Source organism: uncultured Tateyamaria sp. (assembly GCF_947503385.1).
In the GTDB taxonomy this organism is placed as follows: domain Bacteria; phylum Pseudomonadota; class Alphaproteobacteria; order Rhodobacterales; family Rhodobacteraceae; genus Tateyamaria.
The window spans coordinates 620,514-635,989 of record NZ_CANNDO010000002.1; the positions used below are offsets into that span (position 1 = coordinate 620,514).

The 15,476-nt window shown below is 62.3% G+C and carries 15 protein-coding genes; 11 read left to right on the forward strand and 4 right to left on the reverse strand.

All coding sequences use genetic code 11. The annotated features are described in order from the left end of the window. Positions 1 to 19: 19 nt before the first annotated feature. The 4 genes from Q1A85_RS09160 to Q1A85_RS09175 all read left to right on the forward strand — a co-directional run bounded on the left by Q1A85_RS09160 (position 20) and on the right by Q1A85_RS09175 (position 3,393). Entirely contained in the window at positions 20 to 1,456 is a 1,437-nt protein-coding gene (locus Q1A85_RS09160; protein WP_299687510.1) for a surface lipoprotein assembly modifier, read from the forward strand. A 100-nt stretch (positions 1,457 to 1,556) separates the two neighbouring features. After that, a complete protein-coding gene (locus Q1A85_RS09165) occupies positions 1,557 to 1,985 on the forward strand; it encodes a VOC family protein (RefSeq protein WP_299687513.1) in 429 nt (142 codons plus the stop codon). Further along, positions 1,979 to 2,680, forward strand: a complete 702-nt coding sequence (locus tag Q1A85_RS09170; protein ID WP_299688576.1) for a DUF1194 domain-containing protein — start codon at positions 1,979 to 1,981, stop codon at positions 2,678 to 2,680. Before Q1A85_RS09165 ends, Q1A85_RS09170 begins: the two co-directional genes overlap by 7 nt. Then, positions 2,677 to 3,393 (forward strand): DUF1194 domain-containing protein, encoded by a 717-nt coding sequence (locus Q1A85_RS09175; protein ID WP_299687516.1) that lies wholly within the window; start codon positions 2,677 to 2,679, stop codon positions 3,391 to 3,393. The genes Q1A85_RS09170 and Q1A85_RS09175 overlap by 4 nt, the downstream gene beginning before the upstream one ends. Here Q1A85_RS09175 and Q1A85_RS09180 read toward each other — a convergent pair. Both Q1A85_RS09180 and Q1A85_RS09185 read right to left on the reverse strand, forming a co-directional pair. After that, positions 3,379 to 4,305 (reverse strand): hypothetical protein, encoded by a 927-nt coding sequence (locus Q1A85_RS09180; RefSeq protein WP_299687519.1) that lies wholly within the window; start codon positions 4,303 to 4,305, stop codon positions 3,379 to 3,381. The two genes, Q1A85_RS09175 and Q1A85_RS09180, sit on opposite strands and share 15 nt — an antisense overlap. Next, positions 4,293 to 4,916 (reverse strand): DUF1007 family protein, encoded by a 624-nt coding sequence (locus tag Q1A85_RS09185; protein ID WP_299687522.1) that lies wholly within the window; start codon positions 4,914 to 4,916, stop codon positions 4,293 to 4,295. The genes Q1A85_RS09180 and Q1A85_RS09185 overlap by 13 nt, the downstream gene beginning before the upstream one ends. Before the next feature lie 234 nt (positions 4,917 to 5,150). Between Q1A85_RS09185 and Q1A85_RS09190 the strand changes: the two genes are divergently transcribed. The 7 genes from Q1A85_RS09190 (at position 5,151) to Q1A85_RS09220 (ending at position 12,668) form a co-directional block, all read left to right on the forward strand. Continuing rightward, complete coding sequence (locus Q1A85_RS09190) at positions 5,151 to 6,452, forward strand: alpha/beta fold hydrolase (protein WP_299687524.1); 1,302 nt, start codon at positions 5,151 to 5,153, stop codon at positions 6,450 to 6,452. Beyond that, positions 6,452 to 7,315, forward strand: a complete 864-nt coding sequence (locus Q1A85_RS09195) for an alpha/beta hydrolase (protein WP_299687528.1) — start codon at positions 6,452 to 6,454, stop codon at positions 7,313 to 7,315. The genes Q1A85_RS09190 and Q1A85_RS09195 overlap by 1 nt, the downstream gene beginning before the upstream one ends. A 59-nt stretch (positions 7,316 to 7,374) precedes the next feature. Next, positions 7,375 to 8,037 carry a hypothetical protein gene (locus Q1A85_RS09200; protein WP_299687531.1) on the forward strand — a complete coding sequence of 221 codons (663 nt, stop codon included), beginning with the start codon at positions 7,375 to 7,377 and terminating at the stop codon, positions 8,035 to 8,037. 67 nt (positions 8,038 to 8,104) lie between these two features. Continuing rightward, a complete protein-coding gene (locus tag Q1A85_RS09205) occupies positions 8,105 to 10,060 on the forward strand; it encodes a DNA topoisomerase IV subunit B (RefSeq protein WP_299687533.1) in 1,956 nt (651 codons plus the stop codon). A 22-nt stretch (positions 10,061 to 10,082) separates the two neighbouring features. Further along, on the forward strand, positions 10,083 to 10,742 hold the full coding sequence (locus Q1A85_RS09210; protein ID WP_299687536.1) for a hypothetical protein: 660 nt from the start codon (positions 10,083 to 10,085) through the stop codon (positions 10,740 to 10,742). Positions 10,743 to 11,521: 779 nt separating this feature from the next. Continuing rightward, on the forward strand, positions 11,522 to 12,214 hold the full coding sequence (locus tag Q1A85_RS09215; protein ID WP_299687539.1) for a hypothetical protein: 693 nt from the start codon (positions 11,522 to 11,524) through the stop codon (positions 12,212 to 12,214). Between the two features lie 19 nt (positions 12,215 to 12,233). Next, positions 12,234 to 12,668 carry a DMT family transporter gene (locus Q1A85_RS09220; protein ID WP_299687542.1) on the forward strand — a complete coding sequence of 145 codons (435 nt, stop codon included), beginning with the start codon at positions 12,234 to 12,236 and terminating at the stop codon, positions 12,666 to 12,668. Here Q1A85_RS09220 and Q1A85_RS09225 read toward each other — a convergent pair. Together Q1A85_RS09225 and Q1A85_RS09230 are read right to left on the reverse strand one after the other, a co-directional pair. Continuing rightward, positions 12,665 to 13,648, reverse strand: a complete 984-nt coding sequence (locus Q1A85_RS09225; protein ID WP_299687545.1) for an Ldh family oxidoreductase — start codon at positions 13,646 to 13,648, stop codon at positions 12,665 to 12,667. The genes Q1A85_RS09220 and Q1A85_RS09225 overlap by 4 nt on opposite strands. Positions 13,649 to 13,728: 80 nt before the next feature. After that, entirely contained in the window at positions 13,729 to 15,330 is a 1,602-nt protein-coding gene (locus Q1A85_RS09230; protein ID WP_299687548.1) for a calcium-binding protein, read from the reverse strand. Positions 15,331 to 15,476 lie beyond the last annotated feature (146 nt).

Consider the following 15,476-nt stretch of genomic DNA (forward strand, 5'->3'; position numbering starts at 1 on the left):
CCTTGGGGCGGAGCGTGGCATGAAACGCGCGCTGCGCGCAGCCCTACTGGTGCTTGGTGGCGGGTCTGTCGCTCTGGCGCAGGCTGCGGATGTCCCGTCGTCCCCACCACAGGCGGCACGCGCCGCCCCTGCGCAGACCCCTGAACAAGACAGCGGCACACTCACTCTGGACGAGGCGCGCCTGCTGGCGCGCCAAGCGCTTTATGCGGGCCGGTTCGAAGTGGCCCGACAACTTGCCATGGGCTTGCTCAAGGCTGATGCCGAAGACCCTTACGCCTATGGCGTACTCGCCGCTGCGCACAGCCGGCTAAACGATCCCAAACTTGCACGCGCCGCCGCGCGCCTGTCCTACAAATACTCCGACACCCCCGCCCAGAAGTTCGGTGCCGCCCGCACAGCGGCCAGCGTGGCCTTGCAGCATGAACGCCCGACACTCAGTCAGGCGTGGTTGCGCATTGCCGCCACGCATACCGAAACGGACAAGCAGGAGGCAGAGCTAAAGCGTGACTATGCCCGCGCCCGCGCCGCCAACCCGCTGTCATTCAACATCAGCCTTGGTGTTGCCCCGTCCGATAACGTGAACTCCGGTACCGACAACGTGCTGGAGGTGATCAACGGCGTGCCGACCCTTGGACGCTTTGGCAGTGCGACCCGCGCGCTGTCGGGGGTCGTGACCACATTTGACACAAGGCTGCGCTACAGGCTGCGCCGCGACGCCAACAGCGTCACCCACGCGAACGCGCGCCTCTATATTCGGCGCGTAGAGCTGTCCGAGAGCGCCGAGGCCGACGCACCAGGGGTCAATGGCAGCCTCTTTTCCTCTACCTTTGCCGAGGTGGGGGTGAACCACCGCTTTGCGCTGGGGGCCAAAGGCAACAGCGCTTCGGTGGGTTTTGCACTTGGGGCGAGTTGGTCCGGGGGCGAGCGGTCTTATGACTTCGCGAAACTGGAGTTGGGGCGCAGCCTGCGGTTGGGCGATGCCAACGGTCTGAGCTTTTCGGCGGTGGCCGAGACGCGCAAATCGGACATAAGCGCCACGCGCGACAGTGATGTCCTGACCCTGTCGGGCACCTTTCAACACAAACGCGGCAACGGTGACCGGGTGTCACTGGGTCTGACGGTGCAGGATGTGTCTGGCGCATTCGTCAATGCAGATTACCAGACCACCAGCGCGCGGCTGGCCTATACGTTTGGCAAAGCGCTGGGACCGGCGACGGTCACCGCAGGCATGACGGTCGGTCTGACCGATTACGACACCTACACGCTCTACAGCCCGGTTGCGGGCGGGCGCGAGGATGTCTCTTACTACGGTGATGTGTCGCTCTTTTTCAAAGACTATGACTATGCCGGGTTTGCCCCCACGGTGCGGGTGCGCAGCGGGCGGCGCACCTCCAACGTCAACCGGTTCGAGATCAGCGAAACGACCGTGACCCTTGGTTTGCAATCAAAGTTCTGAGAGCCGCGCGCACTCGGCGCTGGCCCTGCGCGGGCACCATGCTAGTCTTTGACACGCGCCTCCGGTTGGGGGGCACGACATGACTTGCAAGGAGCCCTTCATGGCAACGACCTATCTGCACACGATGGTGCGCGTCCTCGATCTGGATGCATCCATCGCGTTCTATAAACTGCTGGGCTTGGAAGAGACCCGCCGCCACGACAGTGAAGGCGGGCGGTTCACGCTCGTGTTCATGACGCCGCCGGGGCAGGAAAACGCCCATGTGGAACTGACCTATAACTGGGACGGCGATGATGGCTTGCCATCGGACAGCCGTCATTTCGGCCACCTCGCCTACCGCGTCGACAATATTTACGACATGTGCCAGCACCTGATGGACAATGGCGTGACGATCAACCGCCCGCCACGCGATGGGCACATGGCCTTTGTCCGGTCGCCCGACAACGTGTCGATCGAACTGCTCCAAGCTGGCGAAGACTTGCCCCCGGCGGAGCCGTGGGCAAGCATGGAAAACACGGGCCATTGGTAAGAGCGCTTGCCCTTCTGGCGGCGCTCGGTTGGGCGGGACCTGCGTCGGCGTGCCGGTTGGCCCTGCTTTTGGCGCTGGACGTGTCATCGTCTGTCGACGCCCGCGAGGATGAATTGCAGCGTGGCGGCCTTGTCGCCGCGCTGACCGCGCCCGAAGTCGTCTCTGCCTTTTTGTCCAATGACGAACCCGTCGCGCTGGCCGTATTCGAATGGTCCGGGCGCTACAATCAGGAGGTTGTGCTGGATTGGCTGACCGTTGATGATCCCGGCGATCTGGTGCGTGCCGCTGAAACCGTGGCCGCCAGCACCCGCTCGCACAATGAATTTCCCACCGCCATGGGCTATGCGCTGGGATTTGCATCCGAGATGTTCGCGCGCGCGCCCGCCTGCCGCGCCCAGACCATCGACATGGCCGGAGACGGGCAGAACAACGAAGGGTTTGGCCCCAGAATCGCCTATCGCGAGTTTCCATTGCGCGACGTGACCGTGAACGGGCTGGTGGTGAATGCGGCTGAATTCACCTCGGAAAGCCAGTTGATCCGATACTATGAGCGGCAGGTCCTCAAAGGTCCCACCGCGTTTCTCGAAGTGGCACAGGGGTTCGAGGATTACGAGCGCGCCATGCGCCGCAAGCTGGAACGCGAGGTCCTGCCTGCGCTGATTGGGCGGCTGGACACCGGGACCCGGGTGCAATGAAATTCGCGCTGGCCACTCTTCTGGCCCTGACGGTCAGTGCAGCAGAGGCAGGTTGCCGTCAGGCGCTGGCGCTGGGTCTGGATGTGTCAGGGTCGGTCGATGCGCGGGAATACAGGCTCCAGATCGACGGGTTGGCCGCAGCACTTGGTGCGCAACCGGTACATGACGCCCTGATGCAAATGCCGGGCACTCCGGTCGAACTGTTGATCTACGAATGGAGCGGGCCCGACAACCCCGCCGTGATCCTACCGTGGACCGCCATCACCAGCCCCACAGTTCTGGCCGCCGTGCAGGCGCAACTGCGCGCCACCGAACGCCGCACGGCGAGCCCCGGCACGGCGCTTGGCCTTGCCATGCGCGAGGGGCTGCGCCACCTGCAAGCCCGGCGCAATTGCTGGAAACGTACGCTGGATATCTCGGGCGACGGCAAGTCGAACCTCGGACCGCGCCCCCAGTTCGAGCGTGAGGCGTTCGCGACGACCGACATCGTGATCAACGCGCTTGTGATCGGTGCCGACAGCCCATCGATCGGTGATCTGAGGCAGGCGGAAGTGTCGGGGCTGAGCCGATATTTTCAGGCCGAAGTCATCTGGGGCGCAGGCAGCTTTGTCGAGACGGCGCTGGGGTTCGAGGACTACGCCGCCGCCATGGCGCGCAAGCTGGAACGCGAATTGGAAGCGGTGATTGTGGGCCGCGCGTCAGAGGAGCGGTAGGACCAGCGCCGTCGCCACCAGCGCAATCATTGCACCAGCCGCAATTTCCACCAGCGCCACAGCGCGCAAGGCCCCTGCCCCTTGCCAGTTGTCCAGCAGGCTTTGTCGCGCACCAACGGCGGCAATGGCCACCAAGACCGTCACGCTGGCGGTTCCCAACCCCATCACAAATGCGCCCGCCACACCCGCCCACGGGATGCCCAAGCCAAAACACAGGATCAGCAGGAACACCGCGCCCGTGCAGGGCCGGATCGCGATGGACCCGACAATGGCCACCGCGTCTTTCCAAGAGGTTATGTTTTCCACCTGTTGCGGCGTGGGCGCATGGGCATGGCCGCAGGTTTCGCAGGTGCCATCGCTGGCGTGGTCATGGTGGTGGTCATGGTGATGGTGATCGTGCGCATGGGCCTGTGCCCCACCGGTGCGCACCATGCGGCGCAGGCCGCGCACCAACAGCCACAGGCCCACCAGCGCAATGGCGATGTAGCTGGCCGGAGCCAGCACCACCTCGGCGGCATCGGTCATCTGCGCGCGGCTCCAGCCCAGCACCCATGCGCCGACGGCAACCAGCACCACAGCTGCCAGCGCTTGGGCCAGCGAGGACAGCAGCGCGAGACCCGACAGCCGCAACGCCGTCACCCGAGCCGCAGCGCCATAGCCGCCGATGACCAGCTTGCCGTGACCCGGCCCCGCCGCATGGAAAAACCCGTAGGCCGCGCAGAGGCCCATCAGCCCAAACCACGCACCCGGCTGGCCCGCCCGCACCGCGCGCAACCCTCCGGCCAGCGCGCGCTGTGCCTGTTCCTGTCCAGCGACGGCCCAGCGTGACACATCACCCATGCCACCAAAGCCGAACAACCAGACCAAGAGGCCTGCCAGCACGGCGCCAACGCCGAATTTCAGGACGTGCATGTAACGGTCACCGTGTCGGCAAAGGCCTCACCAACCTCTGGATAGCTGTCTTCGGCCTGCGCGGCGGGCGTGGCGTACAGCAACTCCTCGACCAGCGAATAAGCCGCGTCGAGGTCCGCAGGAACGACCTGCGCGGCACAGGGGCCTTCCACCTCGACCGCACCCACGAGGCTATAAGCGGTGTAAAAAGTGGGATCATACGCCTTGACCACCAGACCGTCAGCGGGGCCGGAGGCAGCGCGGAAATGGGTGGACGTGATCAGCCCACGCTCAACACGGACCCCCCGGCCCTGCGGTGGGCCAAGCGTCACGGTCGAGCCGTCACGGGTGGCGTGCGTGTCGCCCAGATAGCCTTCGATCCAGTTCATGTCGAACCCGTCGAGCCGCCGCAATTCATCGTCGCGCAACCGGCCATCGCCGTCATTGTCGAGCCCCATGTCCGACATCAGAAGCAGCGAATAGAAATCGTCATATGTCCAGCTGATCTCGACCCCTTCGAGGCGTCCCGCATTATCCACGACGACGCGGATTTTTGTGTCCACGAAAACGTGGGGATGCGCCGCGGCAAAGCCGGGCAACAGGGCGATAACAAGGGCGGACAAGAAACGCATGAACCAGATGTAGCGACGCGGCCTGCCCGGCTCAACCCCGCGCCGCTCACAGGCCCGGCACCGCCACGCTGTCGGGCCTGTCACCGCCTGCATTTCAGGCGCGATGCGCTCGCGTCGGGGATATGCGGACGGGGTGATGGATCACAGGTTGATTTCACGGTCCAGCCTGTCACAGTGCAACCTGTGGGTGGTATGTCGGTTGCCTTTTGCGAAAGCCCCGGAAAGGATCGGGACATGCCAGGACGGAATACTCAAATACCCGGAACGACAACGCTTTTGGCTGCGGCCTGCGTGGCAACAGGCAGTTTGGCCAATCCCATAGATACAATCCGCCCCGACGCGCCTGCGCTCGCGCCTTTTGGACCATACGCCATCGGCGTACGGACCGAAGCGATCACCCTACCGGACAGTATCGACGTTCTGAACATCGCGGGCGACAACGTGCCACGCTATGACCGCCCCCTGACGCTCGAAATCTGGTATCCGGCAGCCATTGGCACCGAACTGGGCAGCACGTACACTGCGACATTGCGCGACGGCGTGACCACAGTGCCTCTGACCGGTCGGGCCGCGCGCGACGCAGAGCCTGCGGCGGACGGGCAATTCCCCCTCGTGCTGATCAGTCACGGGTATCCCGGAAACCGCTACCTGATGAGCCATCTGGGCGAAAACCTCGCCTCCAAGGGCTATGTGGCCGTGGCCATCGACCATACCGACAGCACCTATTCGGATCAGGCGGCGTTTGGCGCAACGTTGTTGCACCGGCCAACGGATCAGGACCGCGTGCTGGACCATATGGCGGGCCTGAACGGTCCTCTGGGTGCGATTGTCGACGCGGACCGGACCGGGATCGTCGGCTTTTCCATGGGCGGCTACGGCGCGCTGATCTATGGTGGCGCGGGCGTGACACAAGCCGCCACCGAACTGAGCTGGGGCACACCAAACCGGCTGCTGGCCGCGCATCTTGCCGGGTCCGACAGGCACGAGGCGCTGATTGACGACCGGATCAAGGCCGTGATCGCCATTGGCCCATGGGGCTACAACGCTGGCATCTGGGACATGGACGGCATGGCGGGCCTGCGGGTGCCCACGCTGTTCATGGCAGGCAGCGCCGACGATGTGGCCGTATACGACGCTATCCGTGGCATGTTCGACGGTGCCATAGACACCGAACGGCACCTGCTGACCTTTGTTTACGCCAACCACAATGCCGCCGCCCCCATCCCCGCCCCGGAGGAAGCGTGGACACCTGCCCAAGGGTTGGATTTCGTGCCCTTCGACCATTACGCGGATCCGGTCTGGGACACGGTGCGGATGAACAACATCGCCCAGCATTTTGCGACGGCGTTCTTTGATCTGCACCTCAAGGCGGATGCGTCGCGGCGCGATTACCTCGACCTTGTGCCCCGGTCAGAGGACGGGATTGTGGCACTGGACGATGCCGGAAACCAGACCGAGGATCACACTTACTGGCTTGGCTTTGCCCCCCGCACGGCAGCGGGATTGCGGTTCGAAACCAAGCGTCCGGGCGAGTGATGCGTGTCACGACCGAAACCCTGAACGGTCAGACATTCACCGTGCGACGCTGGGGCGATCCGGAACTGCCCAAACTTTTGATGTTGCATGGCTTTCCAGAATACGGCGGAGCATGGGCTGAGGTGGCGGAACGGCTTTGTAACGGGTTTCATTGCATCGCACCGGATCAGCGTGGATATGGCGACAGCTATGCCCCGGCAGAAGTGGGCGATTATGCCCTATCGCATCTCGTACGCGATGCGGCAGCCTTGATCGGGGATGGGCCGGTGACGGTTCTGGGCCACGACTGGGGCGCATCCGTGGCCTACGGACTGGCGATGGCCCTGCCCGCGTCGGTGGCGCGGCTGATCGTCGTCAACGGTGTCCACCCGGTGCCCTTTCAGCGCGCGATGTGCGCAGGTAGAGCCCAATCTGAGGCTTCGCAATACATCAACGACCTGCGCGCCCCCGGATCACATGACAGACTGGCTGCGGACGATTTTGCCGGCCTGATGCGTCTGTTTTCGGCCAAAATGGACCTGAGCTGGCTGACCGGTGAAGCGCTTGCCGCGCAAAAGGCCGTCTGGCGGCAATCGGGCCTCGCAGGCATGATCCACTGGTATCGTGCCTCTCCCCTGATCGTCGCTGACCCCGGCGCGCCTCAGCCGATGCCCGCCCTGCCGTTGGACCGGCTGCGGGTGCAATGCCCGCACCTGCTGATCTGGGGGATGGACGACACCGCGCTTTTGCCCGTTTCACACGAAGGGCTCGAAGAATTCGCGTCCGACCTCACGCGGGTTGAAATCAACGATGCAGACCATTGGATCTGTCACCAGCAGCCCGACAAGGTCGCAACCGCAATTCTCGGTTGGCTTGACGCCTGACCCTTGGCAATCGCCCCGGCGCCCGCCATGCTGCGCCTCAAGGGTGACGGGGGCAGACCATGAGCCACAGATACGACATCATGCGTGCGGCCAAGATGATTGAGGCAGCCTATGTCGGCCCCACACACCGGTCACTGCGCCAACATCTGCACGCATCGCTCGACGACAATGATGTGCAGGCCCTGTATCTGCGGCAGGACATTCTGCTGATCCCGGGATCGAACTCCGTCGCGGACTATCTCAAATTCAACCTGCGTGTGCTCAATATTGGGGGCAAACGCTACCGGCTGAGCGACGATGACACCGAACAAGGCGCGTCCGGCACCATGTGGCATCAGGGATTTCTGCACTTTTCCAAGGTAATCTACGACTGGATCGAACGCGAAAACCTGCAACCCAAATACATCATCGGCCATTCGCTTGGGGCCGCGGCAACTCAGGTGCTGGTCCGCACTTACGGCGTGCCCGGCATCGCCTTTGCCGCCCCCCGTCCGCGCCGAAACCGTGGCGCGATCAAGCACAGCGAGCTGTGCCTGTGCCTCAACCGGGACGATGACCCGGTCTGCGACCTGCCCCTGAATTTTCACCACATGGGCAAAATTCACCGCGCGCGCGCCAGACGCTCTGCGTTTGGCCCCAGTCACAAGATGAAACACTACAGGCGGGTGGTGGACGAACAGCAAACCGGCGGCGTCCTGTTCAAGAAGTGGCCACCAGAGTGACCGCAGGCCTTCCCCGGCCCTGTCCGCTCTGGCATAGTGCGCTCCAACAACAAAAAGAGCAGCTGCCATGACCGACCTTCTGAGCGGGGCCAAAGGGGCCTCTGAATACGACGCCTCTTCGATTCAGGTGCTGGAGGACATGGAACACGTCCGCCTGCGCCCCGGCATGTATATCGGCGGCAAGGACGACCGCGCCCTGCACCACATGGTGGCCGAGATCATCGACAATTCCATGGACGAGGCCGTGGCCGGTCACGCCACGTGGATTGAGGTCGAGTTGCATGAAAACGGCCATGTTTCGGTGCGCGACAATGGCCGTGGCATCCCGGTGGGTCCGCACCCCAAGGATCCGGCGAAATCAGCACTTGAGATCATCTTTTGCACCCTGAATGCGGGCGGCAAGTTTTCCGGCGACAGCTACGAAACCTCTGGCGGTCTGCACGGCGTCGGTTCATCTGTGGTGAACGCCCTGTCTGACCATTTGCGCGTCGAAGTGGCCCGCAACCGCGAACTTTACGCGATGGAGTTCGCCCGCGGCGTGCCCCAGACCAAGCTGGAAAAGATCGGCGCCGCTCCGAACCGGCGCGGCACCGCTGTCACCTTTCACCCGGACGCAGACATCTTTGGGTCGCTGAAACTGAAACCCGCGCGCCTGTTCAAGATGGCGCGGTCCAAGGCCTACCTGTTCTCCGGCGTCGAAATCCGCTGGAAAACCTCCGTTGCTGACGGCGACACGCCGATGGAGGCCACGTTTCATTTTCCCGGCGGCCTGTCCGACTACCTGAACGAGACGCTGACAGGCGCGTCCACCTATGCCGACGCACCCTTTGCCGGGTCGGTGTCGTTCGAAAAATTCAACGCACCGGGCAAGGTCGAATGGGCGATCAACTGGACCCCGTCGCGCGACGGGTTCATCCAAAGCTATTGCAACACCGTCCCCACGCCCGAGGGCGGCACGCACGAAGCAGGCTTTTGGGCGGCGATCCTCAAGGGGATCAAGGCCTATGGTGAGCTTGCCAGCAACAAAAAGGCGGGCATGATCACCCGCGAAGACCTGACGACAGGTGCGGGCGCGCTGGTATCCTGTTTTATCCGCGAGCCTGAGTTCGTCGGCCAGACCAAGGATCGGCTCGCCACGGTCGACGCGCAGCGGATGGTGGAAAACTCGGTCCGCGACCACTTTGACAACTGGCTGGCGGCGGATACGAAATCGGCGGGTGCGATCCTCGATTTCCTTGTCCTGCGCGCCGAAGAGCGGATGCGCAGGCGGCAGGAAAAGGAAACCGCCCGCAAGTCCGCCACGAAAAAGCTGCGCCTGCCGGGCAAGCTGGTAGATTGTTCGGCCACGGCCCGCGATGGCACAGAGCTGTTCATCGTCGAGGGGGATTCCGCCGGCGGCTCGGCCAAGATGGCGCGGGACCGCAAGACCCAAGCCCTGCTGCCCCTGCGCGGCAAGATATTGAACGTGCTGGGGGCTGCGTCGTCAAAACTGGGTTCGAACGCCGAAATTTCCGACCTGACCCAAGCGCTGGGTGTGGGGCTGGGGTCCAAGTTCAACGTGGACGACCTGCGCTATGACAAGATCATCATTATGACGGATGCGGATGTGGACGGCGCGCATATCGCGGCGCTGCTGATGACGTTCTTCTACACCCAGATGCGCCCGATGATCGACGCGGGCCACCTCTATCTGGCCTGCCCGCCCCTGTTCCGTCTGACCCAAGGGGCCAAGCGCGTCTATTGCCTGGACGAGCGAGAGCGGGACGAGTGGCTGGAGAAAGGTCTGGGCGGCAAGGGCAAAATCGACGTGAGCCGCTTCAAGGGTCTGGGCGAGATGGACGCGAAGGATTTGAAAGAGACCACGATGATGCCCGAGACCCGCAAACTGATCCGCGTGTCGATTGACGAAGACGAGCCGGGGCAAACGGGCGATCTGGTGGAGCGTTTGATGGGCAAGAAGCCGGAGTTGCGCTTTCAGTACATCCAGGAGAATGCGCGGTTTGTGGAGGAGTTGGATGTTTGAATAACGAGATGGATTTTTTTCGGTGAAGCTCATTCTGACATACACAGGAGAACTCAAATCAAGGCGGAAAGACCCACAGCCGGGTAAACCAGACAGATTAGCGGATCATATCAACAGCATAAGGCGAGCATTCCATTCACAATTGAAGGAGCATTGGGCGCACAATCCTTTTCTGAGCACGCAGACATCTTCTCCGCTGCACTATAACTTAGATAGTGAGCTGTTCTCTGGCAGAGAGTATGGATCAACCGTCCCTCAAGGTCAGGTGCCTTGGATTGACTTAATACCGGAACTGCACAAAGCCGGAAACTTCCGCTTTCTTCCTCTTGTTAGAGATGGATGGGATCTCCAATGCGAATTAGACATTCTTTTTCTTAGAAAGAACCCTCCAGGCTCACTTGTTCAGGCGGGTGACATAGACAACAGAATAAAAACTCTTCTGGACGCTTTGAGGACACCCCACAGCCAAGAAGAAATTGGGTCTCAGCTTCTGCCGGAAATGGATGAAGTACCCTTCTATACGCTGCTCGAAGATGATCAGCTAATAAGTCGCCTCAATGTGGATACTGGCAGGCTACTAGAAACAGAGGGAAGTGAAGACAAAAACAGTTGGTCAAAGCTCGTTGTTCAGGCGAAGTTAAAGCCGACGCGGTCAACTTTGACCAATTTGTCATTTGTTTAGTTAAATGCATAGCAAACGAGGAGCTCAGTGTTGCGTGTTCGGCCAACAGTTCATGCTCTCCGTAGCGGCCAAGTACATCTTCTCCCACAGCAAACATTCAGACGTAACTCTGTCGCCGTGCCAGTGGGGACGCCCTGCGACGGGCGGGCCTGCAGTTTGATTCCGCCCAAGGTGCTTTAGAATCGCGCTGCGCTGACCCTCTCGCGCATCGCTGCGCGATACGCTGCCGGGTTTTGCGTCGGATTGGCGCGCGCATAAACAGACGGAGACCGAAGCCTCCGTTCACAGTCATCACTGCCCGACGCCTCACACATGCCGAGTACAGCTCGAGCCTGTGCCGTTTTGATTAACCGGGACTTAACGAAATGAGGCCGTTTTAAGGCAATTTCAACACGTACCGTCAGTACATGTTGGGCGGCCCCGGCATGTCGGGGATTGATGCTTCGAGGCTGCCTGACCTACCCCATGGGACGTCCAGAACCCTTGGGGTCAGGTGTTCTGCGGCTTAAACCGCCGCGCCGACCACCGCCCAAAGGCTCATCATGGCGGCGAAACCAAAAACCGTGGGAATGATGACTTTTTCCATTTTATCGTTCCTTTCCGGGCAGAGCCGTTCGGCCCTGCGGTGCTTTCCGCGACATCAGTGCCGCGGTGGTATAGATCTGGGCATGATCCGTTGACACAAACAGAGGTGGTTTCATCACCCCTGTGCGAGCGGCTGTAACGTGCCACTCGTAAACCCCTTGCGCCGCTTCGCTATCTGAGGCCCTATCTGCGCTATGTTCTGGCGCGCCTTTTTGATGCTGTTATTGCTGGCCTCCTGCACAGGCAGGCCGCTCACGGATGCCGAAGTGGCTTTTGCCGAAAAGATCCACGGGGATCAGCTGGATACCTCCCGCGTGCGATTGATCGACGGCGCGCCCACCCGCGCGGTGACCTTCCGGCGCAAGCCGCGCCCGCGTGTCACCTGCCGCGAGTTGATCGTGCCCCCCGCCACCACCGACATCGTCACCGCCAAACCCGCCGCCGTCGCCCTGTGGCAGCGGGTGCTGTTCGATAAGGACTGGTATCTCGACGATTATGTGCCCGCCTACCCGGATGAGATCAATCTGGTGGCGGCGATGCTTCTTGCACACGAGTTAACCCACATCTGGCAATGGCAGAACCGGGCACGCACAGGCTATTCGCCCTTTCGCGCCGCAACGGAACATCGGTGGGGCCGTTTCGGCACGGACCCGTACCTGTTTGACCTCGACAATGCGCAGGGGTTTCTGGACTTCGGCTTCGAACAGCAAGGCTCAATCGTGGAGGAGTTCGTCTGCTGCCGTGCGCTGGCCCCGCAGGCCCCGCGAACACAACGCCTTCATGCGCTGATCTCACAGGAGATGCCGCTGGCCCCCCTGCCCCAGTCGCGTCCGTCGGATGTGCGTTTGCCGTGGGACGGGGTGCAGTTGAATGGAATTTGCGGGTGACGCGACAGGAGGACTTCGCATGGCACATTACGCCCTGATCATGTTGCTGGCCGGGATTGGCATCCCGTTGCTGGCGGCGCTGAACGCAGCACTCGGCACACGTCTGGGCAGCCCTGCGGCGGCAGCGCTTGTGTTGTTTCTGGTGGCTTTCGTAACGGCGGCTCTGGTTTTTGCGGCGACCGGTGCGCACGGGTTGGGGCGGCTTGTCGCTGCACCCAAACACCTGTTGCTGGCCGGTGTGCTAATCGCGTTCTACGTGCTGTCGATCACCTATATTGCGCCGCATTTCGGCATTGGGAACGCGGTGTTCTTTGTGCTGTTGGGGCAGTTGGTGTCAGCGGCGGCGATTGACCACTTTGGCCTGTTCGGCGCGCAGGCCACGGTGCTGGGGCCTGCACGTCTGGGCGGCATCGCGCTTATGGCGGCAGGTGTCTGGCTGACGCAGCAGGCCTAGGCCTCGCCCGCAAGCGCCAGCGCCTGTGCCCAAGCGGCAGGATCCAGTGTTGCCGGATCGGCGGCGCTGCGCCCCTGTCCGGGCAGACGTGCGCCTTCGTCCACGGCCACGGCAGTGGCAAGTTCCGCCAGACGCGCATCGAATACATCCGACACGGTTGGATCAATCAACAGATAATACTGCCCCAGATCATGATGCGGCCCCTCCGGCGCCTTGAGCGGTTTGACCTTGTGGCTCAGCACGCCACCCGTCAGCGCGGCGGCAAATATTTCCGCCATGAGGCCAAAGCCCCAGCCCTTGTAGCCGCCCGATGACACCAGAGAGCCTGCCAATGCCGCCTCCGGGTCGGTTGTGGGGGTGCCGTCGGCATCGACGGCCCAACCCAGCGGTATCGCCTCACCTGCGGCTTTGGCCATGGTGATTTTGCCCAGAGCCACGGCGCTGGTGGATTGGTCCATGTGCAGCGCCAGCCCCCCCACACCGTCTGGCACGGAGAACGCAATCGGGTTGGTGCCGATCACGCGGGTCTTGCCGCCCGGTGGGGCCACGATGGGCGAGGCGTTGGTAAAGCCCACGGCCATCAACCCCTCCTCCGCGATCATCTCGGTGAAATAGCCAAGCGACGTGCACGTGTGCGCATGTGTGATCGCGAGGCTGGCGACCCCCAGACGGCGCGCGGCATCGACAGCAGGCGCCATACCGTAGGCAAACGCAGGTTGGGCAAAGCCTAATCCCGCATCGACCACAATGGTGCCGGGGCGCGGGGTCGATACCACCGGTGTCACATCGCCTTTGACCCGGCCCGATTGCAGCTGTTTGCAATAGCTTTCGAGGTAGTAGAGCCCGCAGATGCGGTTGCCAAAGGCTTCGGCCCGGGCGACGGCGCGCGCCACCTCTGCGGCGGCAAAGCCGGCAGCGCCATGACGTTCAAGCGCAGCCTGCACAACACGTTGGATCTCGGTGAGGGAAATGGTCGCCATGCGCGCCTCCGGACAAAGACAAAGGGCGCCTGCGGGATGCGGGCGCCCTTGTCGATGTCAAATTCAATTATGCGGCGGCGTCAAGCACTTGCAGTGGGCAAGGCCGCTGTGGTGCCGGGTGCCTCGCCGATGACGGCAGTGGCCGGGATTTCGGCGGTCACGCCTTCGAGCGTAATGACCGCTCCGGTTGACAGGGTGACAATGAGGTTGCCTGCGCTGGCCGTGGTGTCCTGTGTGGTGATGCTGACATCACCCGGCACGGCCGCCTCAACAAGGATCACGTCAGATGCCGGGTCAAAGTCGGTGATCGTCATTGCACCTGTCGCATCGTCCATCACCACAAAGCTGTCCGCACCTGCACCGCCTGTCGCCACGTCCGTATTGCCCAGAGCAATCGTGTCGTCGCCCAAGCCACCATCGAGACTGTCGATATCACTGTCGGATGCATCCGCGGCTGTGGTCGAGGTAGAGAAGATCAGGTCATTGCCTGCCGCACCCACGATGACGTCCGCCCCCTCACCACCGATCAAGGTGTCGTTCTGGTCGTCGCCCGTCAGGGTGTCATTGCCCGCACCACCGTCATAGTTGGCAGCCGTGCCTGAACCCGGCGACAGGAAATCGTTGTTGCCGGAATTGTCCACGCCAGCCGTCGGTTGCGTGACCACAGGCACAGTGTCGCCTCCGGTTGTTGTGTCGTCTCCGGGTGTGGTGTCGTCGCCCGGAGTGGTGTCTTCGCCGCCTGTGTCATCCGCAACAAAAACAATCGCGCTTTCCGGGATTGCGGCATCGACACCCTGCAACAAGGCCGTTGCCCCGCTGGAGAATGTGATCAACAGGCCGTCCGCTGTGGGATCCTGACTGGTCACGCTGACCTCGGACCCGGTGTCCGATGTGACGACCAGCGTGTCTTCGGCGGCGTCGAAGTCCGTGATTGTCACCGCCCCGGTTTCGCCATTGACCAGCGTAAAGGCGTCAGCATCCTGACCACCCGTGCCGATATCGCCATCAGAGAGGAACAACACGTCAAGGCCCGCACCCGCCACCAGCGTGTCCGCAGCAGCGTCGCCCGCGCCGCCATCAAGGGTGTCATCGCCACCGGAACCTGTCAGCGCATCTGCACCCGCGCCGCCATCAACGGAATCGTCACCGGACCCGCCGCCAACAATATCGTCACCGTCACCACCCAGAACCGTGTCGTTGCCCGCGTTGCCTTGCACATCGTCATTGCCAAGGCCTCCGATCACGCTGTCGTTGCCGTCGCCGCCGGCCAGAGCATCGTCCCCGGCGCCGCCATCAAGGGTGTCAAAGCCCTGTTCGCCCGACATCGTGTCGTTGCCGCCGTCACCTTGCAGGAAATCATTGTTCAGCCCCCCCGCAACGACATCTGCACCGTCGCCCGCCACGATTGAGTCGTTGCCATCACCGCCGTTCAGCGTGTCATCGCCGTCAAATCCGCTGATCGTGTCCGCACCCGCTGCACCCGAGATATTGTCCGCCGCGGTAGAGCCCGTCAGCACATTGGCCGCGTCGTCACCAACGAGGGTGACGCTTTCGGTTGGCGTTTCGGGATCCGTTCCGGTGTCGGTGTCGGTGTCGCTTGAATTGCTGGCGGAATCGCTGTCATCAAAAATTGCGATCAGCGGCAAGGCCGTCAGCAGCATCAGGGTCAAAATCGCCGACATCGTATATCCTCCAACAGGGAAAAGCGTAATTACAAGCCGTTAACCACGACTGCGTATCACAACCATAAGCTGGGCTGTACGCAATAGACCAAAACAGTTTGTTTCCAATTTGTTACCATTGGAGTGAAAATCGGGCGTTTCTGTGC